This window comes from Pseudarthrobacter enclensis, assembly GCF_030811655.1.
GTDB classification, from domain to species: domain Bacteria; phylum Actinomycetota; class Actinomycetes; order Actinomycetales; family Micrococcaceae; genus Arthrobacter; species Arthrobacter enclensis_A.
Genome location: NZ_JAUSRE010000005.1, coordinates 46,044 through 72,418 on the forward strand (window position 1 = coordinate 46,044; position 26,375 = coordinate 72,418).

Below are 26,375 nucleotides of genomic sequence, written 5' to 3' on the forward strand. Positions count from 1 at the left end.
TGCGCGCCCTGGCCTAGCGTGAAAGGCGGTCTCTCGCGGCGTGTTCAACCAGGACGGGTATGAATGCACGGACCCTGCCGGCGTCCAGCAGGCTGTGCTCCTGCTGGACCACGTCTTCGATGTGTTCCCGCGGCATTCCAGGAAACTTCGCGGCGAGCCTGTCCACCACGTCAGCCAGCGCGCGCAACTCTTCGCTTACTCCCATCGGGAAAGTGTCAGCGCTCCAGGCAACGCCCGTCAAGGCTTGACAGTTTGCCTTTCGTGCCGCCCGCGATGGTCAGCAGAACGACGGCGGACGCCTGGCTGCGCACGTCCGTCCATCGCAGGTGCTAACCGGCGAGGGGCACGTTCCAAGGTGGTCAGTGCAGGTGCAGCCTTCTGGCCCGGGGATGCCGGTTCCGTCCCTGGGGACGGGAACCGGCAGCAACCGGGCGGTACTCGATCCGCCCCGTCCCCGTCCTGAGTTCCCGCCGTTCCTGCCGCCGGGCCTTCCTCTCGGGGCGGTCGATGGCGGACAAAATGGTGAGCGTCACGGTAATCCACAGGAACGCCGTCCCCAACACAAAAGCAATTTCCAGCTCAGTGCTCATACCACAATGTTAGGCCCGGGCCCGTATTCTCCACCCCCTGGGGATCCACATCATTGGCCGCAAATCCACAGTGCCTAGAGAAGCCCCAGCTCCCTGACGGCCGCCATCACGTCGGACACCTGGACTGCGAGCAGGGCGGGATCAGGTTGGGCGGCGAATGTGTCTCCGCGCCGCAGTTCGGCGCGGGTGAGGACCACATGGGGGCCCGGCGGCGGACCCCAGATTTCGGGTGGGGCGGGACCGAAAAGAACCACGGACGGAGTCCCGTACGCCGACGCCAAGTGTGCAGCGCCCGTATCGGCAGAGACCACCAGCCGTGCGGCAGCGATCGTGGCGGCAAACTCACCCAGGCCCAGAACGCCGGCCAGCATGGAGGTGTCCGGAAGACCCGAAAGACGGCACACTTCCTGGGCACGTTCCCTTTCCGACGTGCCACCGGTGAAGACCACCTGGTGCCCGGCTTCTGCGAGCGCCGATGCCACTGCCGCGAACCGGCCGGCCGGCCACAGCCGGCTTCCGTAGGCTGCCCCCACGTGCAGCACGGTCGCGCCGGGCACCGGGCTGGGCATGTGCGGTGTGTTCAGCTGCACGTCCAGGGGATCGGCCTCTATGCCATGCCATTCGAGCAGCCGGACCCAGCGTTCGCGCTCGTGCAATTCGGGCCGCCACGGGGGGCCGTCCCGGTGCGGACTTTGGTGCCCCACGGTCCGCCGGGCTTTCAGGGCCTCAATCCGTCCCTGGCTTTCCGGGCCGCTGCCGTGGAGGTTGATGGCCACGTCCACTGCACCCGGTTCCATTGCCAGCGGTTCGTCCAGGCCGTGCGTCGGCAGAAGTTCATAGCCGCCCACCAGGCCCAGGGCTTCGGACAGCCAGCCCTGGGCCGCGTAGCGAAGGCGGTGATCCGGAAAGGCGCGCCGGATGCCCTTCAGCGCAGGCACGGCCACCAGCAGGTCCCCAAGCTTGAGGGCGCGCAGGACCAGGAGTTCCGGTTTGCCGTCGGCACGGATCAGGTCGGCGGACTCCCCGGCCGCCTGGACGGCGCTCATGCGTCCTGCTTTGCGAACGTCGCAGCCGAAAGGCTGCGGACGTCCTCGTAGACTTCGGACACCCCGATGCCTGCCACTACAGAGTCATCATGGACGCAGCGCGGTGCTGTCCAGCCGACCTGGGTGACATCGATGCCGCACGTGGGGCAGGCCGTCACCCATGACGTGTGGATCCGGTGAAGGCTCCGGCCCAGTGCGCCGGCGTTGATCACATTGCCGGCCCAGAAGATACCGACCGTGGGGACGCCAAGCGCTTGCGCAAGGTGCCGGGGGCCGCTGTCGTTTGCTACCACCACATCGGCTTTTGCCAGCAGCGACACCAGTCCCGCCATATCCAGTGCGCCCGCCGCCGAACGGACAGCGGCGGACCCGGCCCGCGCGGCGATGTCCTCCGCTAGGTCCTGCTCGCTGCTGTCCCCAATGATCACCACGCGGGAGCCGTCAGATGCGCAGGCGCCGGCAAGTTCGGCGAACTTTTCGGCGGGCCAACGACGACGGGGGTCGGTGGCGCCGGGATGGATCACCACGAGCGGCTGGCCGGCACTGCCATCGGCCGCTTCGGACGCGGCCCCACCCTGGGCGGGCGCCAGCCGGGCTTCAAGATCTACGGGAAAGGCCCCGGCGAACCCTGCGACTTCCAGCGCCCTTAAAGGTTCATGCTGGTAGTAGATATAGGGGATGGTCCGTTCAAGGCTGGCTGCATCAGCCGTCCTGGTGCCCACCGTGTGACGCGCGCCCAGCCGCAACAGGAAGGGATTGGAATACCGTCCCCCTCCATGAAGCTGGACCGCCAGATCAAAGTGCCGGCTGCGCATGTCCGCAAAGAAAAGGTCCAGCTCACCGGCATCCTCTTCCCCTGGCCGGACACCCTCTGCGAACGGCAGCACAACAACCTCATCCACCGGGCTCGTCAACGCCCCCAGCAGCGCCTGGTGCACAGGGGTCCCCAGCAAGGTCACCGTTGCAGAGGGGTAGGCTGCCTTCAGCGCAGCCATCGCCGGGATGGCGAAGATCAGGTCGCCCAGGCCGCCCCCGCGCAGGACAACGATGCTGGACACGCCGTCGAACCTCTCCAGTACCGGTCCGACGCCCACGCCAACCTGTCCCGCACCGCCGAACTCTGCGGTGAGTTGCTCCACGATCTGCCCCTTCCGTCACGCAGAGGAAACAGCAACGGCCATCCCTCCACAGCCAACGCAGCCGCAACGCAGTTGGAAAACCAGCGGCTGCTCCCCTGAACCTTTACCCAGCCGGCCGGAGATCTACGCTCCTTATTGGGGAATACCGGCCTTATGCTGTACGTTTCATACCCGACAGCCAATCAAAGAAAAGAGAAGCACCCAAAGTGGCAACCGATTACGATGAACTGCGTTCCGACGTCAAGGAATCGCAGGACAACTCACTCGAGCAGCTCCAGTCAGCAAATGCTCCCGACGCCCGCAGTGTTGTGCAGGAGTTGGACGAGGCTGACGGGCTGGACGGCGCCGGCGTCCCTGGCGGCGAATTCGTCGCTGAGGAGCTCGTAGTCCAGGTCATCCCGCAGGCTGAGGATGAGTTCACCTGCTACTCCTGTTTCCTGGTCCGGCACCGGTCCCAGATCGCCCGGCAAAAAGACGGCCACAGCTACTGCACCGAGTGCGAAGGCTAGTCAGCAAGCTTTCCTTAGGGTCGGCACTACGATCCCTGTCGAGAGGCACGCCGCGGGCGTGCCTCTCGGTCTTTAAGCATCCCTCCAGCCTGCGTCCGTAGCGTTGGGCACAATACGTTCGACGCCGGCACCCCGCCGGGAGGCCGGCAGCCAGGAGGCATCAGTGGACATCCCCGCCAACTTTTGGAGCGCGTTCAGCGCAGCCTTCACCCAAACAAACGTTCCCACCGTCACGTGGGGCGAGATGCTCCTTTCCCTGGCGGCCGCCGTCGCCCTTTCCATCCCGCGCGGCAGCTGGCGCTACTTCGGCCTCCTCGCCACCGCCACACACGAACTGGGCCACGCGTTTGCAGCCGTGACTTCCGGACAGCGGCTGTCCGGAATCCGGCTTCGGCTGGACCACTCCGGGACCACCACCACGTACAGCCGGAGCAGGCTGGCGGCCGCATGGTCGTGCTTTTGGGGCTACCCCGTACCCGCAATGGTCGGGGCGGCTTTCGTGTGGTGCGGACTCGGTGGCTGGGGTCCTGCTGCCATGGCAGGCAGTTCCCTGGTTCTGGCTGCGTCCCTTGTCTTCCTCCGCAACTTTGCCGGATTGGCCGTCACCATCGCGGCCATAGCGGGCGCAGCCGCACTGGCATTCCTTGCATCCGGTTCCATGGCGGGGCACGTAACAGTCGTTCTCGGCCTGGCCCTTCTGGTGGCCGCCGTGCGTGACCTGCTCAAACTCACCAACGTCCACCTCCGCCGGCGCGACCGCCTGAACACCTCCGATGCCTACCTCCTCTACCGTGCCACCGCTGTACCATCCGGCATCTGGATTGCCTTGTTCACGCTGGTGGTGGCCGGTGCATGGCTGGTGGCCTGGCAGCCAGTCTCGGCAATTCTGCTGGAACGCCGGTAGACGACGGTGGCGGCGCATAGGCTTGGGGCATGAGCCAGGAAACCGAAAGTGCCACCGCAGCGACGGGCGGCACCAGCGAACACAGCACCCGCGGTGCGTATGTAACGGGCGGGGCCGAGTTCACCCGCGATACCAACTACATCGAGGACCGCATCACCAGGAGCGCCTCCCCCGGCAGCAACGGCGAGCCGGGTTGGCCAGTGGAGGCCGGGCGCTACCGTCTCATTGCGGCCAGGGCCTGCCCCTGGGCGAACCGCACTGTGATTGTCCGCAGGCTGCTCGGGCTGGAAGAAGCCATCTCCCTGGGCCAGCCCGGACCCACCCATGATGCACGCTCCTGGACATTCGACCTCGACCCGCACGGCGTGGATCCGGTCCTGGGCATTGAACGCCTCCAGGAAGCCTACTTCAAGCGTTTCCCGGGCTACCCCCGCGGCATCACCGTGCCTGCAATCGTCGACGTGCGCAGCGGCGAGGTAGTCACCAACAACTTCCCGCAGATCACCCTGGACTTCTCCACGGAGTGGACGGATTTCCACCGGCCCGGTGCACCGCAGCTCTACCCGGAGCACCTCCGGGAGGAAATCGACCTAGTCAACAGGCGCGTTTTCACCGAGGTCAACAACGGCGTCTACCGATGTGGATTCGCAGGTTCGCAGCAAGCCTATGAGTCAGCGTACGCACGCTTGTGGACCGCCATGGACTGGCTTGAGGACCGCTTGTCCCGGCAGCGCTACCTGATGGGCGACACGATCACTGAGGCAGACGTCCGGCTGTTCACCACACTGGCCCGGTTCGATCCCGTGTACCACGGCCACTTCAAGTGCAACCGGCAGAAGCTGAGTGAAATGCCCAACCTATGGGGCTACGCCAGGGACCTTTTCCAGACACCCGGATTCGGCGACACCATCGACTTCGTGCAGATCAAGCAGCACTACTACATCGTGCATGAGGACATCAATCCCACCGGGATCGTTCCAGCCGGCCCCGACCTCAGCGGATGGTTGGAGGACCACGGCCGGGAATCGCTGGGCGGCCGCCCCTTTGGCGATGGAACACCGCCGGGGCCGGTCCGGCCAGGCGAGGAAGTGGCCGCGGGACACGGAGCATAGACTCCCCGACCGGACAGGAAATCGTTTTCCGCCTACACTGGGCGGCATGCTTACTTCCCTGGGTTTCGTGGCTCCCGGTTACGAGGACGTCCTGGCCCTCTTCGAATCCTTCCTCGCCGAAGATCCCCACTACAGCGCGCAGGTGGCCGCCTATCGTGACGGTGTTCCGGTGCTCAGCCTGAGCGGCGGGCCTGGCATGGATCCGGATACCCTGACGGGTGCCTATTCCTGCTCCAAGGGAGTGGCCGCAATGGTCATCGCGCTCCTTGTGCAGGACGGTGTCCTGGACCTCGACAAAGCGGTGGTGGATTACTGGCCGGAATTCGGCGTCCATGGAAAGGACCGGCTGCTGGTCAGGGAGGCGCTGTCTCACCAGGCGGGGCTCCTGGGTGTCGAGGGCGGATTCGGCTTGGAGGAGTTCACCACGGCGGGAGCCGCATTGCGGCTCGCCGCGGCTGCACCTGCCTGGCAACCGGGCAGGCAGTTCGGCTACCACGCGCTCACCATTGGCATCCTGATGGAGGAGCTGTGCCGCCGGACCACGGGCGAGGCGTTGCAGGACATTTACAACCGAAGAATCCGTGAGCCGCAGGACGTCGACTTCTTCCTGGGGCTGCCGGCAGACCAGGAGCCGCGGTACCGGGATGTCCTGTACGAGGCAGATGCGGCGCAGCCGTGGGTCGACCCGCTCAGCCTCGAGGGCATGAACAGCAACGCCCCGGTCAGCAGCATCATGGAACTGCCCAACATCCGGTCCGTCAGGGCCGCCGGGATGTCAGCCGCCGGCGGTGTGGGGTCTGCCGACGGCTTGGCCCGGTTGTATGCCGCAGCCACCACTGGCGTTGGAACCGACAGTCCCTTCCTCACTGAGGAAACCATCACTGCAATGACGCGGGAGCAGGTGTGGGGCCTGGACCGGTCTTCCGGCCTGGACAACGCGTTCGCGGTGGTCTTCATGAAACCCCATCCCTCGCGGAACTTCGGCAGCCACCGGGCCTTCGGGCACGAAGGGGCAAACGCTGCCCTCGGTTTTGCCGACCCGTCCTACCGTTTGGCTTTCGGCTACATTCCCCGGCGCGCGGAAGAAGGGCGCACTCAGGGCCGCGCCCACCGCCTGGCTGCTGCGGTACGCCGCTCAACAGCAGGTTTGTCCTGACGCACCGCCGGCCCTACTGTTGTCCGGATGGGCAATACTCAGGCACGGCCGGACGCACGGTGGGCTCGGGGGACCCAACTTCTCAAACAATCGGTGGCTGGACTTTCCGCTGCCTTCGCGGAGCAGCGGCTGCAACTTGCGGCTAAAGCCGCACTGGCAGCCGGGCTGGCTTTTGCCATCGCGCCGCACATGCCCGGCGCGGCATCGCACTACGCATACTACGCGCCGCTGGGCGCGCTGGTGGCGATGTACCACAACGTGGCCGGCTCGGTCCGGCAGGGGCTCCAGGCGCTCGCCGGGCTGGCTGTTGGCATCGGACTTGCCTTCATCCTTGTCAGCATCGCCGAGCCCTCGCCGCTGACCGTGGCGTTGTTCATGGGAATAGGCGTGCTGCTGGGCGGCCTGCCGGGCATTGGCTCAGGCAGCGACTGGATTCCGACGGCAGCCCTCCTGGTTCTGCTGGTGGGCGGCAGAAACGCCGAGGATTTCTCCTACGGCTACCTGGTGCAGATGGCGGCGGGCGTGGTGGTCGGCATCGCTGTGAACTTCCTGATCTTTCCGCCACTGCACCTCAGTGCCGCCGCCTCCAGCCTCGTGGACCTGCGGCAGGCCCTCGGGCGCCAACTGACGGACATGGCCGCGGCGCTGAAGGAAAAGTGGCCGCCTGAGCACGAGGACTGGTCCCGCCGGTCAGACGAACTGTCCGAGGCGGCAAGTTCCGTGCGGCACCTGGTCAAGGAAGCCGACGCCAGCCGCCGGGCCAACCCGCGCAGAAAACTCCACCCGCGCGACGTGGACCAGGACTACCGCGACCTGCAGAACCTGGAGCGCGTGACCTTCCACATCCAGGACATGACCGATGTCCTTTCAGACGTGATCTGGGAGGATGACGTGCCGTACGCGATCCCCCTGCAGGACAACGAGCCGCTGGCGGATGCCATCAACGCAACGGGAGAACTCCTCTCGATCCACAGCGACAGCGACGAGCGCACATACAACGACTCCTATGAAGCCGCCAGGACGGCGGTGGAGGCTTGTATGGCCTCCACCGCCGGCAGGCAGGCCGCACAGGGAACCGTGCCTGCGTCCGAGTCGGTCCTTCTGAGCCTCCACCGGATCCTGCGGGTCATCCGCCCCAGGGGGTAGGCACGGCGGGCCGTTGCCTTTCCTAAACGGCGGTGACGGTCCCGCTGAAGTGGCGCCGTCCGGAGCGCGGGCTCCAGGCGACATAGTCGGACCGCTTCCACGCCCCTGCCCCGCTTTCTTCTGAAGTGATCTCCAATGCAACCCGGGAGGGAAGGAAGACCGGGGCCTCAAAATCAACGTCCCAGGTGAATGAATCTCCGCGGGCCGGCCCCACATCTGCGAGCGCACGTGATGCCAGGTACATGCCGTGAGCTATGGAACGCCGCATGCCCAGGGCCTTGGCCGAGAGCACGCTTAGGTGGATGGGATTGAAATCCCCCGACACTGCTGCGTAGGCCCGGCCCGTATCCACTCCAAGGTGCCACAGCGCCGTAGGGTCCGGCGCTGTGAAGTCGGGCCTGGGCGGAACGGCCGTGGGTTTGTCTATGCCCGGCAGGAACACACCCTTGGCCAGGTATGTGGAAACTCCGCGCCAGTGGACATCCGGTGAGTCCGCGCGTCGCACTTCCGCCACAACGTCCACCTGCGTACCCGCACGGTGGCCACGGAGATTCTCCACCCTCGCCGTCATGTCCAGAGTGTCGGTGAATACCAGGGGCGCCCTTTGCTCCACCCTGTTGCGAAGGTGGATCATCCCCAGCAGGGGAAGCGGAAAGTCGTCGCGGTTCAGTACGCTCATGGCCAGGGGAAAGGCGATTGCGTGGATGAAGCCTGCCGGCAGAACGTCGCTCGCCGTCTCGCCTATCAGGTGCTGGTAGGCCGTAAGGTTCTCCACGTTCACCCTAACGCCCCTGACTTCGTGGCTTTCAGCCGGAAGCACGGCGGAGTCGTGGGTTCCCAGCAGCCTGCGGCGGGCCGCCTGCGCGGCAGCGTTGACGTAGAGCTTGGACAGGGAGGGCATTTCTGCCAGGACCAACGGCTGCTGGAGCGTCATGCCCCCACCAAATTCTGCCCGCATACACGCAGCACCTGCCCGTTGATTCCACCGGCCGCGTCACTGGCGAGGAACGCTATGGTCTCTGCTACGTCAGATGGCATTCCGCCCTGCTGCAGCGAATTCAGTCGCCGCGCCACTTCACGGACGGCAAAGGGGATGCGCGCGGTCATGTCTGTTTCGATGAATCCCGGAGCGACGGCATTGATCGTGCCGCCGGCAGTGGCGAGCAGCGGAGCGGTGGCACGCACCATTCCCATCACTCCCCCCTTGGACGCTGCGTAGTTGGTCTGCCCCCGGTTCCCGGCGATGCCGCTGGTAGAGGCAACTGAAACAATACGCGGAGTTGACCGGAAGTATTCGGAGGCCAGCAGGGCCTCGTTGATGCGGAGCTGGGCAGCAATGTTGATGTTGATGACCAGGTTCCACCGCGCCTGGTCCATGTTGGCCATGAGCTTGTCCCGTGTGACGCCGGCGTTGTGAACGACGATATCCAGCCGCCCGTGCCGCTGCACGGCATGGTCGATGATCCGCTGCCCCGCGTCAGCGCCGGTGATGTCCAGCTGCAGGGCGGTGCCCCGCACCTCATTGGCAACGGATGCCAACTGGTCACCTGCAGCCGGAATGTCCACGAGGACCAGGGTGGCGCCGTCCCTGTGCAGGGTGCGCGCAATTTCAGCCCCAATACCCCGGGCTGCGCCGGTGACTACGGCCACCTTCCCTGCCAAAGGACGGTCGGGATCTGGGGGAAGCGCCCCGTCCTCCGTGGAGACCGACAGGAACTGGCCATCCACGAACGCCGAGCGGGCCGAGAGGAAGAACCTGACGGCACCCAGGACGCTGGGGCTCGTGGTCGCCGTTCCGTTGCCGAGAAGCACGCCGTTTCCCGTTGCGCCCGCCCGCAGTTCTTTGGCAAGCGACCTCAGGAAGCCATCCACTCCCTGCCGTGCAGCCGCAGCATGGGGCGAAGACGCCTCTGCCGCCGGCCGCGACAGCGTGATGAGCCGCCCGCAGGGTTGCAGGTCGCGGAGTGACCCGGCCGCTGCCAGCACGGGCCTTTCAAGCTCCGCCGGGTGCTCCAGCTCGTCGAGGACCAGGATGATGGCCGCCAGCTTTTCCGCCGGAACGGCGTGCCGCCTGACGTCAAGGTCCCAGGACAGCAGTTCGGCGGCGAGTTTGTCTGCGCCCGGCGTGTCCCCTACGACGACGACGGGTCCGGTCACCAGTGGTTGGCCGGACTTGTAGCGGCGGAGTACGGCGGGCTGCGGAAGGCCCAGCTTCCTGGCAACACTGCGGCCCAGGTTGCTGTTGACCATCTGGGTGTATGTATCTGCCACGCCGCCCCCTACAGAGATTCCAGGATTGCGACGACGCCCTGGCCGCCTGCTGCGCAAACGGACACCAGGCCCCTGGCGGGACGCCCCGCGGAAGCTGCCTTGGCGTGGAGCATCTTTGCAAGCGTGCCCACGATCCTGCCACCGGTGGCCGCGAAAGGGTGGCCCGCTGCCAGCGAAGACCCATTGACGTTGAGCCGGGTCCGGTCGATGCTGCCAAACGCGCCCTCCAGGCCGAGCCTGGTTCGCCCGAAGTCCTCGTCTTCCCATGCGGCCAGGGTGCTTAGGACCGTGGCCGCAAAGGCCTCGTGGATTTCGAAGTAGTCAAAGTCGGCCAGCGTCAGGCCCTGGCGGCCCAGGAGCCGCGGCACAGCGAATACGGGGGCCATCAGCAGACCGTCCTTGCCGTGGACAAAATCCACGGCCGCGGCCTCGGCGTCCACGACGGCTGCCAGTTTAGGGAGGTCGCGGGCATCTGCCCACTCGTCGGAGGCAAGCAGCACGGTTGACGCACCGTCGGTGAGCGGAGTGGAGTTTCCGGCGGTCATCGTGGCATCGGCCCCGAGATTGCGGCCGAAGACGGGCTTCAGGGAGGCCAGCTTCTCCATGGAGGTGTCCGCACGAAGGTTCGCGTCTCGCGTCAGTCCGCGGTAGGGGGTCATGAGGTCATCAAAGAACCCTGACTCGTAGGCTGCGGCGAGATTGTGGTGGCTGTTCAACGCCAGTTCGTCCTGCGCTTCGCGGGAGATCTTCCACTGCGCAGTGGTCAGGGCCTGATGCTCACCCATGGTCAGGCCGGTCCGGGGCTCTGCCGTGCCGGGGGCCAGTGGTGCCAGGTCCTTGGGGCGCAGGCGACTCAGGATCTGGAGCCGCTGGGGAAGTGTCCTGGCGCGGTGCAGGTCCAGGATGACCTCGCGAAGCCCTTCGCTGACCACCACCGGCGCATCGGAAGCGGAGTCCACGCCGCCCGCAATGCCGGATTCAATCTGCCCCAGCTTGATCTTGTTTGCCAGGCCCACCACGGTTTCGAGGCCCGTGGCACAGGCCTGCTGGAGGTCGTACACGGGGGTCTCGGCGGAGAGCGCCGACCCCAGGACGGCTTCCCGGGTGAGGTTGAAGTCCCGCGAGTGCTTCAGTACCGCACCCGCGGCGACTTGGCCGATCCGCTCATCCTGAAGCCCGAACCGGGCAATCAGGCCATCGAGCGCGGCGGTGAGCATGTCCTGGTTTGAGGACTTTGCATAGGCGCCGCCCGCACGGGCGAACGGAATCCTGTTGCCGCCGACGATCACTGCCCTGCGGGTTGCCGGGACGGCGGCCGCGGCCGGTTCCTCAGGGGCGGGGGTGGTCTGTCCGTCTATGGACATGGATGGCTCCTCTGGTCACATGTGGTTACCGATACCCAGCGTACCTGATACGCTGGGTATCGTGAACTTTCAGGACACGAACATTCCCTTGGCCGTCGACCTGGCTTCTCCCGCCAGCCCTGACGGCCGTTCCTCGCGCTGGCAGAGCCACAGGGAGGAACGCCGCAGGGACCTCATCAAGCAGGCCAGGCGTGCCGTGCATGCGCTGGGCAGCGATGCGTCCATGGAGGACATCGCCACAGCCGCGGGCACCTCGAAATCCGTCTTCTACCGTTACTTCGGGGACAAGGCCGGACTTCAGCAGGCAGTGGGTGAAGTGGTCCTCAACCAGATGCAGCACCGCATCCAAGAAGCAGCACAAAGCGCGCTCACGCCGCGGGAGGGCCTGCTGGCGATGGTCTCGGCCTACCTTCAGATGGCCGACACCAGCCCCAACGTCTACGCGTTCGTCACCAGCTATGCCCCAAGCGAACCCGTAAACCCGCCGCATAACGCCGCGGGGGGCCCGCTGGGCCACTTCTTCGAAGCCATCGCGGACATGATTGCCACGCCCATGCGCTCGCATCTGCGCGATGTTGACCAGACCGTCATCGGCTACTGGCCCAAGGCGGCCATCGGCCTGGTGCGCAATGCCGGCGAACAGTGGCTCAGCACGCCGGACTCCCCGGCCAAGCCGAGCCAGGAGAGCATGGCCCGCCAAATCACCGCCTGGCTGTGCGTGGGAATTGCCCCGGAAGTTTCCCTGGCTTCACCGACCACCAAGTTATCCGCCAAAGAAGGACTATGACATGACTGACGTAGTGGACCGCCCCGCCGGCAAGGGCCCCCGCCCCGCGGCAACCTTTGCAGCCACCATCCCGGCCGAAAACCCTGAACCCGCCATCGACGTCGAGGCACTGGGCCGGCAGCTCCTGGGCAAGTGGGCTGACGTTCGGCTCCAGGCAAGGGAGCTGGCCGCCAGGCCGGAACTGCACAAGGTCGAGGGCCTGACGCACACGGACCACCGTGCACGCGTCTTCGGGCAGCTCAAGTACCTCGTGGACAATGAAGCCGTACACCGGGCTTTCCCCACCGAACTGGGCGGCTCCGACGACCACGGCGGAAACATTGCGGGGTTCGAGGAGCTCGTGGTGGCTGATCCGTCGCTGCAGATCAAAGCGGGCGTCCAGTGGGGACTCTTCGGCTCGGCAGTGATGCATCTGGGCACCGCGGAGCACCACGCCAAGTGGCTGCCCGGCATCATGAACCTGGAAATCCCCGGCTGCTTTGCCATGACCGAAACCGGCCATGGCTCAGATGTGGCCAGCATCGCCACCACGGCAACGTATGACCCCGCCACCGAAGAATTCGTGGTCAACACCCCCTTCCGCGCCGCCTGGAAGGACTACATCGGGAACGCCGCAATTGACGGACTCGGCGCCGTCGTTTTCGCGCAGCTGGTTACCCACGGCGTCAACCACGGAGTGCATGCCTTCTACGTGGATCTTCGGGACCCGGACACCAAGGAATTCCTGCCAGGGATCGGCGGGGAGGACGACGGCATCAAGGGCGGCCTGAACGGCATCGACAACGGCCGGCTGCACTTCACCAATGTCCGCGTTCCCCGGACCAACCTCCTGAACCGCTACGGCAACGTCGACGCTGACGGAACCTACACCTCACCCATCGCCAGCCCGGGGCGGCGCTTCTTCACCATGCTCGGAACCCTGGTCCAGGGCCGCGTCTCCCTGGACGGAGCCGCCGTCGCTGCCTCCAAGGTGGCGCTGAAGGCAGCCATCCAGTACGCCACCGAACGCCGGCAGTTCAACGCCTCCTCCCATACCGAAGAAGAGGTCCTGCTGGACTACCAGCGGCACCAGCGCAGGCTGTTCACCCGCCTGGCAGCCACCTACGCGGCAAGTTTCGCCCACGAGCAGCTCCTGCAGAAATTCGACGACGTCTTCTCCGGCGCCCATGACACCGACGCGGACCGGCAGGACCTGGAGACCCTGGCGGCGGCACTGAAGCCCCTGAGCACCTGGCACGCACTGGACACGCTGCAGGAATGCCGGGAAGCATGCGGGGGCGCCGGCTTCCTGATTGAGAACCGGTTCGCCTCACTGCGGGCAGACCTGGACGTCTACGCCACCTTCGAAGGCGACAACACCGTATTGCTTCAACTGGTGGCCAAGCGACTGCTTGCCGACTACGCCAAGGAGTTCCGCAACGTGGACTTCGGCGTCCTGGCCCGTTACGTGGTGACCCAGGCGGCAGGCGCCGCGGTCCACCGCACCGGCCTGCGGCAGGTGGCGCAGTTCATGGCGGATACCGGCTCAGTCCAGAAGGCCGCCATCGCCCTCCGGGATGAGGACAGCCAGCGCGCGCTCCTGACGGACAGGGTCCAGACCATGGTGGCAGAGGCGGGAGCCGCCCTCAAGGGCAGCAAGCGACTGCCGCAGGACAAGGGCGCGGCCTTGTTCAACCGGCACCAGAACGAACTCATCGACGCTGCGCAGGCCCATGCCGAACTGCTGCAGTGGGAGGCGTTCACGGACGCACTCCAGACAGTGGAGGACCCGGGGACCCGGAAGGTGCTGACGTGGCTGCGCGACCTGTTCGGCCTGTCGCTGATCGAGAAGAACCTGTCCTGGTACCTTATGAACGGCCGCCTCTCCATGCAGCGCGCACGTACCGTAGGCGGCTACATTAACCGGCTGCTGGAAAAGATCCGCCCGCATGCCCTGGATCTGGTGGACGCCTTCGGGTACGGCGATGACCACGTTCGCGCAGCCATCGCCACCGGTGCGGAGAAGGCGCGCCAGGATGAAGCCCGCGAGTATTTCCGCACCGCACGGGCGAGCGGGCAGTCGCCGGTGGACGAGAAGGTCCTGATCGCCCGGACCGCGGCGGACCGGAAGGGCTGAGTCGCCGGCCGGGCTTAAACAGTGTGCCCCGAAGCACGGAAACAACGACGGCGCCGCTCCCCTGCCAAGGGAAGCGGCGCCGTCGTGCGTTGCACCGCCGGGACGCTCAGGCTCCGGCCGGGAGCACCGAGCGGTAGACCTCAAGGGTGGTCTCGGTGATGGACTCCCAGGAGAAGTGCTTCTCAGCCCGTTCCCGGCCTGCCTGCCCCATGGCATGGGCGCGTTCGGGATCGGACACCACCTCAATGAGGGCGTCAGCGAACTCGCGGACGAACTTCTCGGGGTCCAAGGGCGTCCCCGTGCCGTCGGTCACCTGTTCCAGGTCAACCAGAAGGCCGGTGCGGCCATGGTCGACAACCTCGGGGATGCCGCCGGTTGCGCTGGCCACCACTGCCGCGCCACAGGCCATGGCTTCGAGGTTGACGATACCCAGCGGTTCGTAGATGGACGGGCAGGCGAAGGCGGTGGCGTGGCTTAGGACCTGGATCAGCTCGTGGCGCGGCAACATGCGTTCGATGAGCACTACGCCGGTGCGCTGCTTCTGCAGGTCCTCGATCAAAGCGGCGGTTTCCGCTGCCAGTTCCGGGGTGTCCGCAGCACCGAGGCACAGCACCAACTGGACGTCCGCCGGAAGTTGCGCGGCCGCCCGAAGGAGGTACGGGACGCCCTTCTGGCGTGTGTTTCTTCCCACAAAGACGACGCTCGGTTTGGCGGGATCGATGCCCAGGGCGCGGACGGCGTCGTCGTTTTCGTCACGCTGCCACAGCTCCACGTCGATGCCGTTGTGGACCACCCGGACCTTTTCCGGGTCCACGTTGGGGTAGCTGCGCAGGATGTCCTGGCGCATGCCCTCGGACACGGCGATGATGGCCGCTGCCGCTTCGTAGGCCGTCTTCTCCACCCAGGAGGACAGGGCATAGCCGCCGCCCAGCTGCTCGGCCTTCCAGGGCCGCAGCGGCTCGAGGCTGTGGGCGCTGAGAACGTGCGGAATTCCGTGCAGCAAGGAGGCCAGATGCCCGGCCATGTTGGCGTACCAGGTGTGCGAATGGACCAGGTCCGCGCCCTGCACGTCCGGCACAATGCGCAGGTCCACACCCAAGGTCTGAACCGCCGCATTGGCCCCGCCCAGGTCCTCGGGAACCTGATACGACGTCACGGTTGCTCCGTGGTAGTCGGCATCGCGGGGAGCTCCGAAAGCACGAACCTGCAGGTCAACATGCTTACTAAGCACCCTGCTCAATTCGGCTACATGCACCCCGGCGCCACCGTAGATCTCCGGCGGGAACTCTTTAGTCACAATGTCTATTCGCACAAGACCCAAGGTAGTCGTTCACGGATAACTGTTCTAGTGTGAAGGAGTCCGGGCCTACCGGACTGTCTTGGGGAGTTACGAAGGCGTACAGGAGCGACCATTATGCCGTTGACCAAAAAAGTCCTGGCCATTGTCCTCGCAGGTGGCGAGGGAAACCGACTTATGCCGCTGACGGCAGACCGGGCCAAGCCTGCTGTGCCCTTTGCCGGCAGTTACCGCCTGATTGACTTCGCGCTGTCCAACCTGGTGAATTCCCGCTACCTGCAGATCGTCGTGTTGACGCAGTACAAGTCGCACAGCCTTGACCGCCACATCTCCGAAACCTGGCGCATGTCTACCCAGCTGGGCAACTACATCGCGTCGGTGCCGGCACAGCAGCGCGTGGGCAAGAGTTGGTTCCTGGGCAGCGCAAACGCCATTTACCAGTCCTTGAACCTCATCCACGACGCCAACCCGGACATCGTGGTGGTGGTCGGCGCCGACCACGTCTACCGCATGGACTTCGCCCAGATGGTGGCCCAGCACGTGAACAGCGGGGCCAAAGCCACCGTGGCGGCGGTACGGCAGCCGCTGCATATGGCGGACCAGTTCGGCGTCATCGAGGTGGACCAGAACGACCCCCAGAAAATTGCCGCCTTTGTTGAGAAGCCCGCCAGCACTCCCGGGCTTGCCGCAGACCCCTCCCAGTTCCTCGCCTCCATGGGCAACTACGTGTTCGACGCCGACGCCCTGGTGGCCGCGCTGCATGTGGACGCCGAACGCCTGGACACCAAGCACGACATGGGCGGTGACATCATTCCCTACTTCGTGAACCGCGGCGAGGCAGGTGTCTACGACTTCACGCTGAACGACATCCCCGGCTCCACCGAGCGCGACCGCACCTACTGGCGCGACGTCGGCACCATCGACTCGTTCTACGATGCCCATATGGACCTCATCTCGCCGCTGCCGGTGTTCAACCTGTACAACTCCGAGTGGCCCATCTACACACGCCAGAGCATCTCCCCGCCGGCCAAGTTCGTCCGCGGCGAGAACAACACCATTGGCACCGCCCTGGATTCCATCGTGGCCAACGGCGTGGTGATCTCCGGCGGCGTGGTGGAAGGCTCCGTCCTCTCCAACGACGTCTATGTCGCAACCAGCGGCAGGGTCATCGATTCGGTCCTGATGGACAAGGTGCAGATCGGTGAAGGTGCTGTGGTCAACCGGGCCATCCTGGACAAGAACGTCAAAGTTCCCGCCGGTGCCGCCATCGGCCTGGACCCGGACCTTGACCGGGCACGCGGCTTCAAGGTCACAGAATCCGGCATCACCGTCCTCGCCAAAGGCCAGGAAGTGCCGGAGCCCGGTGACGAGGAACGCCAGCTCGCTGCCCGGCACCTGAGTCTTATCCCGAACGCTGTGAAGGCTGCCGCCGAACAGTACCCGGACGTGCGTGACACGGTGGACAAGGTGGCCGGCGCCCATGCCGCCGCAGCGGCGGAAGCGACACCCGGGGCCCGGATCTCCTGACCCTGACCAACGACCTCTACGGCATCCGCAGGCCGGGGCACCTCTCGTGGTGTCCCGGCCTGCGGCGTTCACGGTAAAATTTTCCCAATGAGCTCCCCCGATCTGACCCCTGAGGACATCCAGGCCTGCCTCAAGGTCCTGAACACCATCCACGCGTACGACGAGGAGCACCCGGACTACATCTCGGTGCGCCGCGCCACCGGAAAGATGTTTAAGGCCGTCAAGCGCCACCGGAGGGTCACCAAGCGCGATACCATCGCCGAGGCCGACCGCGCCGTCATCGCCCAGACTGCCACAGCCGCGCCGGACCGGATCGACGACGAGACCCGCGGCAACAAGCTGGCTCCGTCTGCCACCGGCAAGATCGCGGGGCACCTCATCCGGTCCCGCCCCTGCTACATCTGCAAGCAGCACTACACCCAGGTGGACGCGTTCTACCATCAGCTGTGCCCGGAATGCGCGGCGTTCAGCCACAGCAAGCGGGACGCCCGGACCGACCTCACCGGACGCCGGGCTCTTCTCACCGGCGGCCGCGCCAAGATCGGGATGTATATCGCCCTTCGGCTGCTCCGGGACGGCGCCCACACCACCATCACCACCCGCTTCCCCAAGGACGCCGCACGCCGGTTCGCGGCCATGGAGGACAGCGGCGAGTGGCTCCACCGGCTCCGGATCGTAGGCATCGACCTGCGTGACCCCGCCCAGGTGATGGCCCTGACCGACTCACTTAATGAGGCCGGACCCCTGGACATCATCATCAACAACGCCGCGCAGACCGTGCGCCGTTCGGGCAACGCCTACAAGCCACTGGTGGACGCTGAGGACGAACCCCTCCCCGCCGCGCTGGAACAGGCCAACGGCGGCCCCGAACTCCTGACCTTCGGCCACGCGCACGACAAGCACCCGCTGGCCCTTGCCGGCAGTGTCACCGAGCACCCCGTGCTGGCCGGGGACGCCATCACCTCCCTGGCGCTGTCCACCGGGTCCGCCTCCCTGGAACGCATCGCCACGGGCACCGCAATCGACGCCGGCGGCCTGGTGCCGGACCTGGCCACCATCAACAGCTGGACCCAGGTGGTGGACGAGGTGGATCCGCTCGAAATGCTCGAGGTGCAGCTCTGCAATGTCACCGCGCCGTTCCTGCTGGTCAGCCGGCTTCGTGGCGCCATGCGGCGCTCCACTGCCCGCCGGAAGTACATCGTGAACGTCTCCGCCATGGAGGGCCAGTTTTCCCGGGCCTACAAGGGGCCGGGGCACCCGCACACCAACATGGCGAAAGCGGCGCTGAACATGATGACCCGCACCAGTGCCCAGGAGATGCTGGACGCGGACGGCATCCTGATGACGGCCGTGGACACGGGCTGGATCACGGATGAACGCCCGCACTTCACCAAGGTCCGGCTCATGGAGGAAGGCTTCCACGCGCCCCTTGACCTGGTGGACGGCGCAGCCCGGGTCTACGATCCCATCGTCATGGGTGAACAGGGTGAGGACCAGTACGGTGTCTTCCTGAAGGATTACAAGCCCAGCCCCTGGTGATGGGCGTATGCTCACGGCATGAGCAACGAGTCATCAAGCCAGGTGCAGAACCTCGAACACCACGAATGCTGGGCCCTGCTGCGGACGGTGTCCGTGGGAAGACTGGCGGTGCTGGCTGACGGCCGTCCGGATATCTTCCCGGTCAACTACACAGTTGACGGCGGCACGCTGGTCTTCCGGACCGCCCAGGGAACCAAACTGTCCGCAGCAACCGGCGGCGATGCGGCTGTCGCCGTCGAAGCGGACGGCGTGGACCCCGACACTGGCCTGGCGTGGAGCGTGGTGGTCAAGGGCACTGCCGCCCTGGTCAAGAGCACTGAGGAGGTACTGGAAACCTCCCGCCTGTACCTCTTCCCCTGGCAGTCCGGACGGAAAGACGCATTTGTGCGCGTCACCCCGGATTCGGTGACGGGGCGCCGCTTCAAAGTCACCGATCCGATGACCTGGTGGACCCAGATCAACGGCTCAGCCAGGACAGCCCCCGAGTAAGCACGTGGGACCAAAGCCGCCCGGCTGGCGATCCCCCGGCCAGGTCGGCCGGGGAAGCCACCGTGTCAGGCCAGCTGGGTGATCTCCACGCTGACTTTCAGCGCGGACCCGCCGCCGCCGGACAGAATGCCTTTCAGCGGGGACACATCCCGGTAGTCCCGGCCCCTGGCCACCGTGACGTGGAAGTCGCCGGCGGGCTTGTGGTTGGTGGGGTCCCAGCTGCGCCAGTCCCCGTCCCACCACTCAAGCCACGCGTGCGACTGCCCGGCCACGGTCTCGCCGATTCCGGCGCTTGACCGCGGGTGCAGGTAGCCGGAGACGTAGCGCGCCGGGATACCGCAGCTCCGCAGGGCACCGATGGCCAGGTGCGCCAGGTCCTGGCAAACCCCCTGGCGCTGGCCCCAGGCCTCCTCGGCGTTGGTGGTCACGGCCGTTGAGCCGGACATGTAGGTCATTTCACCGCGCATCCAGGCAAAGATGGCCATGGCTGCCTCGTGCGGGTTCTTTCCCGCCACGACGTCCGGGATGATGCCCAGCACTTCGTCGCCCGGGCCGCTGAGCCGGGACTGCGGCAGCCAGTCGCTGAAGGCGTCAAGCGTCTCCGGGGACTTCAGGTCGTCCCAGCCCACGATGTCAGCTTCGGCCGGGATCTTTTCCGCCCGGTGCACCTCCACGGTGATGTTGGAGACCACCTCAAGGTTCTCGTGCGGCATCTGCATGTCAAAGGCGGTGACCCTGGTTCCCCAGTAATCCCGGTAGGTGCTCACAGCCGCCTGCGACGGGGACACCTTGACCACAGACTCCAACACCACCTGCTGCGAGTCGGTCAGCGGGGTCATCCGGGCCTCGTTGTAGGACAGGGTCACCCGCTTGTTGTACTTGTAGGCCGTCCTGTGGACGATGCTCAACCGGGTCATGACAGTTCTCCCACCCAGGCAAGCTCGTCCGCCTGATTGAAGTACTTACGGGAAATGGCGTCCGAAGCCTGGGACACTGCCTTCTGGACCCGTTCCATGTGCTCGGGAAGTTCGGACATGAGGTCGTCTGTCCGGTGGAACTCCAGGAAGGTCCGGGCCTGTCCCACGATGCGGCGGGCGTCGTTGATGAACCCCACCCGCTGCGCGGACGGGTCCAGCTTGGCCAGGCACTCGTCGGCATCCCGCAGGGCGTAGACGATGGACCGCGGAAACAGCCGGTCCAGGAGCAGGAATTCGGCGGCGTGCTGGTCGCCGAAGGCCGCCCGGCGGGTGCGGAGGAACGATTCGTAGGCGCCCGCGCAGCGCAGCATGTTGACCCAGGACATGCCGGCGGAGAGCACATCGCGCGTGGAGAGCATCCGGGCTGTCATGTCCGCGCGTTCCAGGGAACGCCCCAGGACCAGGAACAGCCAGCTTTCGTCATGGCTCACCGTGGTATCGGCGAGGCCGCTGACCATCGCCGTGCGCTCCAGCGTCCAGTTGCAGAAACGGTAGGTGCCCACCACGTCCTTGCGGTGCTGGCTGAGGCCGTAGTAGGTGGTGTTCAGGCTCTCCCAGAGAGCCGATGACACCGTCTCACGCGCACGCCGTGCATTCTCCCGGGCCGCACCCAGGGAGCCTGCGATGGACGTGGCGCTGGTTTTGTCGTACGCCAGGGCGTGGAGCAGTTCGGGGAGTCCAAAGTCCTCGCTCTGCGGGCGGGCGCCCATGACCGCCAGGAGTTCCTGGGCCACGCTTTTGCGCTCCTCCATGGGGAGGTGGTTCAGGCGCTCCAGGTGCACGTCGAGGATTCGGGCGGTACCGTCCGCCCGCTCCACGTAGCGGCCGATCCAAAACAGGGACTCGGCAATACGGCTAAGCATTCGCGGCTACCTCCTGCGCGCCCGGAACGTTGTAAAAGACATGCACGACGGCGAAGCGGCTCACTGCTGCTGCTCCGACTGGCGGTCGCGCCAATTGCTTTCCACGGGCCACACGGAGACGCGCTCGCGGACGGTGACGGACTGACGGGGCACGGTTTCCACCGGCATCTGCGGCGAGTCGGCCAGGACCCAGGTGTCCTTTGAGCCGCCGCCCTGGCTGGAATTGACGATCAGGGAGCCTTCCTTGAGCGCTACGCGGGTGAGGCCGCCGGGGAGCACCCAGACGTTGTCGCCGTCGTTGACGGCGAAGGGGCGCAGGTCCACGTGCCTGGGGCCGAACTTGTCACCTGCCAGGGTGGGGACGGTGGACAGTTGCAGGACGGGCTGGGCGATCCAGCCGCGGGGGTCGGCGATGATCCGCTGGCGGAGGGCGTCCAGTTCGTCCGGTGAGGCATCGGGGCCGATGACCAGCCCCTTGCCGCCGGAACCGTCCACGGGTTTGACCACCAGTTCGGCGAGGTTGTCCAGGGTGTACTCCCGGGCTTCCTTCTCCTCGAGCCGGTAGGTGTCCACGTTGGCGATGATGGGCTCCTCGCTGAGGTAGTAGCGGATCAGGTCAGGGACGTAACTGTAAACCAGTTTGTCGTCGGCAACGCCATTGCCCACCGCGTTGGCAATGGTGACTCCACCGGCGCGGGCGGCGTTGACCAGTCCTGGGCAGCCCAGCATGGAGTCGGACCGGAACTGCAGCGGGTCCAGGAAGTCGTCGTCGATCCGCTTGTAGATCACGTCCACACGCTGCTCGCCGGCGGTGGTGCGCATGTAGACGCGGTTGCCACGGCAAATGAGGTCACGACCTTCCACCAGTTCCACGCCCATGAGGCCGGCCAGGAGGGTGTGCTCGAAGTAGGCGCTGTTGAAGACGCCCGGGGTGAGGACGACGACAGTGGGATCGTCAACGCCCGCCGGTGCCGTTTTGCGCAGGGCCGAGAGCAGGCGGCGGGGGTACTCCTCAACGGGGCGGATGAGCTGCTGGCCGAAGGCTTCAGGAAGGCCCTTGGCCATGGCGCGCCGGTTCTCCAGGACATAGCTGACTCCTGAGGGGACCCGGACGTTGTCCTCCAGGACGCGGAAGGTACCTGCTGCGTCGCGGACCACGTCGATACCCGAAATGTGGACGCGGACGCCGCCGGCAGGCTCGAACCCATGGACCTGCCGGTGGAAGTGCGCACTGGTGGTGACGAGCTGGCGGGGTATCACGCCGTCGGACACCACGGTCATCTTGTCGTAGACGTCGTTCAGGAAGGCTTCGAGGGCGCGGACGCGCTGGGCCACTCCCCGTTCCAGGACATCCCATTCAGCTGCGGGGATGACCCGGGGCACGATGTCGAGCGGAAAGGGCCGCTCCTCGCCCGCGTAGTCGAACGTGACGCCGCGGTCCAGGAAGGTCCGTGCCATGGAGTCGGCGCGCGCGCTCACGTCCGCCAGGGAGAGCTTCCGGAGTGCCTCCGCCACCTGCCCGTACGAGTCCCTCGCCTGTTGCCCCGGGGCGAACATCTCGTCGTAGGCTCCGGTGCGGCCGGCGGCCTCGGAGTAATCCTGGAATAGGTCTGACATGTCCAATAGCCAACCATCTTTTTGTTTCGAGTTCATTACTGCCATCCATTCTGGCGTGTTGGCGCCGATGGCCCGGTTCGTACTTTACTGGGCCTTTCAGGCACAGTAGGTGAGTGCCCGTCAGCAGAAGCCTCCCAGAACCCGCTCCCGGCAGTTCCGGGACCCGGTTGGGACGCTTGCTGCCCGGCCTGGTGACAGCAGCAGCTGCCGTCGCGGCGGCCTTCGTGCTGCACGGGCTTGTCCCGGCGCTGCCCGCGATGACCCTCGCCGTTGTGCTCGGCGTCCTCGCGGCCAACCTCCCCGGCGCCAGTACCTGGACCGGTGGCCGGGCCCGGCCTGGACTGGATTTCGCGGGGAAACATTTGATGCGTGCCGGGATCGTGGTTCTGGGCCTGAAGGTCAGCATCATGGATGTCCTGCACCTGGGGTGGCTGGCGCTGGTCCTGATTGTGGCCGTCGTGGCGGCCAGTTTCGGTGGGACCTACGCGATTTCGCGCCTCTTCCGCCTGCCGCCGGTGACCTCGCTCCTGGTGGCCACCGGGTTCTCCATCTGCGGGGCTTCCGCGATCGGCGCCGTGGCCGCCGTCCGGCGCATCCGGCATGCGGATACGGTCCTGCCCGTGGCCCTGGTGACCCTCTGCGGGACCCTGGCCATCGGGGTCCTTCCCCTGCTGGCCCACCCGTTGGGTCTTTCGGCCGCTGTGTTCGGCGCCTGGACCGGGGCGTCCGTGCACGACGTGGGCCAGGTGGTGGCCACGGCGCAAACCGCCGGAACCGCCGCCCTGGCGATCGCCGTCGTCGTCAAGCTCACCCGGGTGCTCCTGCTGGCACCCGTGGCCGCGATGGCGGGCGCGCACCACAGGGTCCGCGTGCGTGACCTGGGTGCCGCGGATGGAACCAAATCGAAAATGCCGCCCGTAGTGCCGCTTTTTGTTGTGGGCTTCATGGCCATGGTGGCGCTCCGGTCCACGGGCTGGCTGCCGTCGCCTTGGCTCGAGGCCGGGGCAACGCTGCAGGACATCCTGCTGGGTGCCGCGCTGTTCGGGTTGGGCTCGGCGGTCCGGATCCGGACCCTGCTGCACACCGGCGGACAGGCCCTCCTGGCAGCCCTGGCTTCCTGGCTCCTGATTGCCATACTGGGGCTGGGCGCAGCGTTCCTCATCGCCGGCTGAGCCGATGAAACGGCACCGTGATTAGATAGCCGGGTGTCACATGAGAATCTGCAGCGCCGCGAAGCCGCTGAACGTTCAGCCCTGGTCAGCACCACCAGCTACGACGTGTCCCTGGACGTGCGGCAGGCTGCGGATCCGGCAGTCCCGGGCTACACGAGCCGCAGCGTCATCACCTTCACCGCAGAACCGGGCGCAAGCACCTTCCTGGACTTCATCGGCAGCGACGTGCACAGCGTGTTCCTCAACGGCAAGGGCCTGCCCGTGGAGGACGTGGTGGAGGGCCCGCGGATCAGGCTGGACAACCTGCGGGCAGAGAACCAGGTCACCGTCACCGGAACAGCCCTGTACAGCCGGTCCGGCGAGGGCATGCACCGGTTCGTGGATCCCGCCGACGGCCAATGCTACCTCTACACCCAATACGAGCCTGCTGACGCCCGCCGGGTCTTCGCCAACTTCGAACAGCCGGACCTCAAGGCCACCTTCACCTTCCACGTCATGGCTCCCGCCGACTGGCAGGTGGCCTCAAACGGTACCGAAGTGCAGCGCACCCTGCTCACCAGCGACCCCGCCACGGCCTGCTGGGACTTCGCCACAACGATGCCCATGTCCACCTACATCACCACGGTGCTGGCCGGCCCCTACTTCAAGGCAGAGGACCGCTGGCAGGCAACGCTCGACGACGGCACGCACCTTGATGTGCCGCTGGCCCTCTACTGCCGGGCGTCGATGGCGGCGTCCTTCGACACGGAAGAGCTGTTCGGCCTGACCAAGAAGGGCCTGGACTTCTTCAACCGCCTCTTCGATCTCCCCTACCCGTGGGGCAAGTACGACCAGGCCTTCGTGCCCGAATACAACCTCGGCGCCATGGAGAACCCCGGCCTGGTCACTTTCACCGAAAGCTACGTCTTCACGTCCCGGGCCACCGACGCCCAGTACCAGGGCCGGGCCAACACCCTGCTCCACGAGATGGCCCACATGTGGTTCGGGGACCTGGTGACCATGAAGTGGTGGGACGACCTGTGGCTCAAGGAATCGTTCGCCGACTACATGGGAACCCTCGGCGTGGACCGGGCCACGGACTGGGACACCGCGTGGGTGAACTTCGCCAACAAGCGCAAGGCATGGGCCTACGTCCAGGACCAGCTGCCCACCACCCATCCCATCGTGGCCGACATCCCCGACCTGGAGGCGGCGAAGCAGAACTTCGACGGCATCACCTACGCCAAGGGCGCCTCGGTGCTCAAGCAACTGGTGGCGTATGTGGGCTTTGACGCCTTCATCGCGGGGTCGCGGGAGTACTTCCGGAAGCACGCCTACGGAAACACCTCGCTGGCAGACCTCCTGGCCGCCTTGGACGCCGCCTCCGGGCGTGAGCTGTCCGCCTGGGCCCGGCAGTGGCTTCAGACCTCGGGAATTTCCACACTGTCCCTGGACATCGGTGCCGGCAACACGGAAGCGGACGACGACGGCGTGCCGGGCAGGGTGGCAATCGTCCAGGAGGCAACGGACCCGGTCACGGGACGGGAGGAGCTTCGGCCGCACCGCCTCCGCGTGGGTTCCTACGACTTCAACGCCGACAGCGCCCTGGTGCGGACCGGGACCATCGAAACCGACGTGGCCGGCAAACGCACGGAGCTGCCCCAGCTTGCCGGACAGCCGCGGCCTGCGCTCCTGCTGGTCAACGACGACGACCTCACCTACGCCAAGGTCCGGCTGGACCCGGTCTCCGAAGCTACCGTCCGTTCGTCGCTGGACAGGATCACCGATCCCATGGCACGCGCCCTCTGCTGGACGTCGCTCTGGAACTCGGCCCGGGACGGCGAAAGCCCCGCATGCTTGTACGTTGACGCAGTGACCGCCTTCGCCCCGGCTGAGACGGGGATCGGCGTACTCCTGAACGTCCTCGACAACGCTGCGACCGCCGTCGAACGCTACACGCCGGCCGGCACCCGCGGCAGCGTCCGTGCATCCTTCCTGGCGGCAGCCGCTGCCCAGCTGGATGAGGCCGTGCCTGGCTCGGACCAGCAGCTTGCCTGGGCCCGCACCGTGGCCGCCCTGAGCCGGCATGACGATGCCCTGCTCCCCCGGCTGCGCGGGCTTTTGGACGGAACGTCCGCGGTCGAGGGGCTGGCGGTGGACGCCGAACTTCGATGGCACCTCTGGCACGCCTTGGCCGCCAATGGCCAGGCCACCGCCGGTGAGCTGGATGCAGAACTGGCCCGCGACACCACCGCCTCCGGCCGGGCCGGGCACGCAACTGCCATGGCGTCCAGGCCGGAATCCAAGGTCAAGGCCGCGGCCTGGGACGCAGCCGTCCACGGGAACGAACTGTCCAACCAGCTCCTCACTGCCACCATCAGCGGCTTCACCACAGCCTCTCCGGCGCTCCTGGAGCCATACGTGGAGCCCTACTTCGACTGCCTGCGGACTGTTTGGGACACGCGCAGCATCGAAATCGCCAGCCGGATCGTCCGGGGCCTCTACCCGGCCGCCCAGGACCTGGTGCCCGGTGTCCGCCCCGATGACCACCCGGTCGTCCGGCGGACGGATGACTGGCTGGCCGCCAACCCGGACGCCCCGCATGCCCTGCGCCGGATCATTATTGAGCAGCGCAGCCACCTGCTGCGGGCACTCACGGCGCAGGCCGCCGTCGTCAATTCAGCGCCCCAAGCCGGGCCGGCGCATTGACGGCGGGCCTCCATGCGCAGGGACAGTTCCTGCGCGGCGAGCAGGGGCCTCACTGCGCTGCCGGGG

General features: G+C 66.3%; 23 protein-coding genes. 12 read left to right on the top strand and 11 right to left on the bottom strand.

All coding sequences use genetic code 11. The features are described from left to right. Positions 1-13 precede the first annotated feature (13 nt). The 4 genes from J2X98_RS06245 to J2X98_RS06260 all read right to left on the bottom strand — a co-directional run bounded on the left by J2X98_RS06245 (position 14) and on the right by J2X98_RS06260 (position 2,775). Entirely contained in the window at positions 14-205 is a 192-nt protein-coding gene (locus tag J2X98_RS06245; RefSeq protein ID WP_141941340.1) for a three-helix bundle dimerization domain-containing protein, read from the bottom strand. 154 nt (positions 206-359) lie between these two features. Then, complete coding sequence (locus tag J2X98_RS06250) at positions 360-590, bottom strand: hypothetical protein (RefSeq protein WP_141941338.1); 231 nt, start codon at positions 588-590, stop codon at positions 360-362. Between the two features lie 74 nt (positions 591-664). Next, positions 665-1,636, bottom strand: a complete 972-nt coding sequence (locus J2X98_RS06255) for a glycosyltransferase family 9 protein (protein WP_307305608.1) — start codon at positions 1,634-1,636, stop codon at positions 665-667. Beyond that, positions 1,633-2,775 carry a glycosyltransferase family 9 protein gene (locus tag J2X98_RS06260; RefSeq protein ID WP_307305611.1) on the bottom strand — a complete coding sequence of 381 codons (1,143 nt, stop codon included), beginning with the start codon at positions 2,773-2,775 and terminating at the stop codon, positions 1,633-1,635. Before J2X98_RS06260 ends, J2X98_RS06255 begins: the two co-directional genes overlap by 4 nt. Positions 2,776-2,981: 206 nt before the next feature. On the opposite strand from J2X98_RS06260, the gene J2X98_RS06265 reads away from it, so the two are divergent. The 5 genes from J2X98_RS06265 to J2X98_RS06285 all read left to right on the top strand — a co-directional run bounded on the left by J2X98_RS06265 (position 2,982) and on the right by J2X98_RS06285 (position 7,602). Then, positions 2,982-3,284 carry a DUF4193 domain-containing protein gene (locus J2X98_RS06265; protein ID WP_018761323.1) on the top strand — a complete coding sequence of 101 codons (303 nt, stop codon included), beginning with the start codon at positions 2,982-2,984 and terminating at the stop codon, positions 3,282-3,284. 163 nt (positions 3,285-3,447) lie between these two features. After that, entirely contained in the window at positions 3,448-4,188 is a 741-nt protein-coding gene (locus tag J2X98_RS06270; RefSeq protein WP_141941332.1) for a M50 family metallopeptidase, read from the top strand. A gap of 29 nt (positions 4,189-4,217) precedes the next feature. After that, a complete protein-coding gene (locus J2X98_RS06275; RefSeq protein ID WP_307305619.1) occupies positions 4,218-5,300 on the top strand; it encodes a glutathione S-transferase family protein in 1,083 nt (360 codons plus the stop codon). A 46-nt stretch (positions 5,301-5,346) separates the two neighbouring features. After that, the gene (locus tag J2X98_RS06280) at positions 5,347-6,456 is read left to right on the top strand and encodes a serine hydrolase domain-containing protein (protein WP_307305622.1); all 1,110 of its coding nucleotides are present in this window, start codon (positions 5,347-5,349) and stop codon (positions 6,454-6,456) included. A gap of 93 nt (positions 6,457-6,549) precedes the next feature. Then, the gene (locus J2X98_RS06285; protein WP_307305625.1) at positions 6,550-7,602 is read left to right on the top strand and encodes an FUSC family protein; all 1,053 of its coding nucleotides are present in this window, start codon (positions 6,550-6,552) and stop codon (positions 7,600-7,602) included. Positions 7,603-7,624: 22 nt separating this feature from the next. On the opposite strand, the gene J2X98_RS06290 is transcribed toward J2X98_RS06285, so the two are convergent. The 3 genes from J2X98_RS06290 to J2X98_RS06300 are packed head-to-tail and all read right to left on the bottom strand — an operon-like array spanning position 7,625 to position 11,237. Continuing rightward, positions 7,625-8,536, bottom strand: a complete 912-nt coding sequence (locus tag J2X98_RS06290) for a MaoC family dehydratase (protein WP_307305628.1) — start codon at positions 8,534-8,536, stop codon at positions 7,625-7,627. After that, positions 8,533-9,873 (bottom strand): 3-oxoacyl-ACP reductase, encoded by a 1,341-nt coding sequence (locus J2X98_RS06295; protein ID WP_307305632.1) that lies wholly within the window; start codon positions 9,871-9,873, stop codon positions 8,533-8,535. The genes J2X98_RS06290 and J2X98_RS06295 overlap by 4 nt, the downstream gene beginning before the upstream one ends. An 8-nt stretch (positions 9,874-9,881) precedes the next feature. After that, the gene (locus tag J2X98_RS06300) at positions 9,882-11,237 is read right to left on the bottom strand and encodes an acetyl-CoA C-acetyltransferase (protein WP_307305635.1); all 1,356 of its coding nucleotides are present in this window, start codon (positions 11,235-11,237) and stop codon (positions 9,882-9,884) included. A 19-nt stretch (positions 11,238-11,256) separates the two neighbouring features. Here J2X98_RS06300 and J2X98_RS06305 point away from each other — a divergent pair, with 19 nt between their 5' ends. Further along, the gene (locus J2X98_RS06305) at positions 11,257-12,024 is read left to right on the top strand and encodes a TetR/AcrR family transcriptional regulator (protein WP_373460836.1); all 768 of its coding nucleotides are present in this window, start codon (positions 11,257-11,259) and stop codon (positions 12,022-12,024) included. A 1-nt stretch (position 12,025) separates the two neighbouring features. Further along, positions 12,026-14,140, top strand: a complete 2,115-nt coding sequence (locus J2X98_RS06310; RefSeq protein WP_307305641.1) for an acyl-CoA dehydrogenase family protein — start codon at positions 12,026-12,028, stop codon at positions 14,138-14,140. Between the two features lie 106 nt (positions 14,141-14,246). Here the strand turns inward: J2X98_RS06310 and glgA are convergent, their stop codons facing one another. After that, a complete protein-coding gene (glgA, locus tag J2X98_RS06315; protein ID WP_307305644.1) occupies positions 14,247-15,452 on the bottom strand; it encodes a glycogen synthase in 1,206 nt (401 codons plus the stop codon). Positions 15,453-15,554: 102 nt separating this feature from the next. On the opposite strand from glgA, the gene glgC reads away from it, so the two are divergent. The 3 genes from glgC to J2X98_RS06330 all read left to right on the top strand — a co-directional run bounded on the left by glgC (position 15,555) and on the right by J2X98_RS06330 (position 18,992). Continuing rightward, positions 15,555-16,964 carry a glucose-1-phosphate adenylyltransferase gene (gene glgC, locus J2X98_RS06320; protein ID WP_307305647.1) on the top strand — a complete coding sequence of 470 codons (1,410 nt, stop codon included), beginning with the start codon at positions 15,555-15,557 and terminating at the stop codon, positions 16,962-16,964. An 87-nt stretch (positions 16,965-17,051) separates the two neighbouring features. After that, positions 17,052-18,503 carry an SDR family NAD(P)-dependent oxidoreductase gene (locus tag J2X98_RS06325; protein ID WP_141941310.1) on the top strand — a complete coding sequence of 484 codons (1,452 nt, stop codon included), beginning with the start codon at positions 17,052-17,054 and terminating at the stop codon, positions 18,501-18,503. Between the two features lie 18 nt (positions 18,504-18,521). Further along, a complete protein-coding gene (locus tag J2X98_RS06330) occupies positions 18,522-18,992 on the top strand; it encodes a pyridoxamine 5'-phosphate oxidase family protein (RefSeq protein ID WP_174237502.1) in 471 nt (156 codons plus the stop codon). 65 nt (positions 18,993-19,057) lie between these two features. Here the strand turns inward: J2X98_RS06330 and J2X98_RS06335 are convergent, their stop codons facing one another. The 3 genes from J2X98_RS06335 to J2X98_RS06345 are packed head-to-tail and all read right to left on the bottom strand — an operon-like array spanning position 19,058 to position 22,449. Continuing rightward, entirely contained in the window at positions 19,058-19,909 is an 852-nt protein-coding gene (locus J2X98_RS06335) for a transglutaminase family protein (RefSeq protein WP_141941308.1), read from the bottom strand. After that, positions 19,906-20,832, bottom strand: coding sequence for an alpha-E domain-containing protein (locus J2X98_RS06340; protein WP_141941306.1), 927 nt, complete (start codon positions 20,830-20,832; stop codon positions 19,906-19,908). Before J2X98_RS06340 ends, J2X98_RS06335 begins: the two co-directional genes overlap by 4 nt. A 60-nt stretch (positions 20,833-20,892) precedes the next feature. Next, the gene (locus J2X98_RS06345) at positions 20,893-22,449 is read right to left on the bottom strand and encodes a circularly permuted type 2 ATP-grasp protein (RefSeq protein WP_141941304.1); all 1,557 of its coding nucleotides are present in this window, start codon (positions 22,447-22,449) and stop codon (positions 20,893-20,895) included. Positions 22,450-22,562: 113 nt separating this feature from the next. On the opposite strand from J2X98_RS06345, the gene J2X98_RS06350 reads away from it, so the two are divergent. Together J2X98_RS06350 and pepN are read left to right on the top strand one after the other, a co-directional pair. Beyond that, positions 22,563-23,621 carry a YeiH family protein gene (locus J2X98_RS06350; RefSeq protein ID WP_307305656.1) on the top strand — a complete coding sequence of 353 codons (1,059 nt, stop codon included), beginning with the start codon at positions 22,563-22,565 and terminating at the stop codon, positions 23,619-23,621. Between the two features lie 33 nt (positions 23,622-23,654). After that, positions 23,655-26,309: an aminopeptidase N gene (gene pepN / locus J2X98_RS06355; protein ID WP_307305659.1), complete on the top strand. Its 2,655-nt coding sequence runs from the start codon at positions 23,655-23,657 to the stop codon at positions 26,307-26,309. Positions 26,310-26,375: the final 66 nt, after the last annotated feature.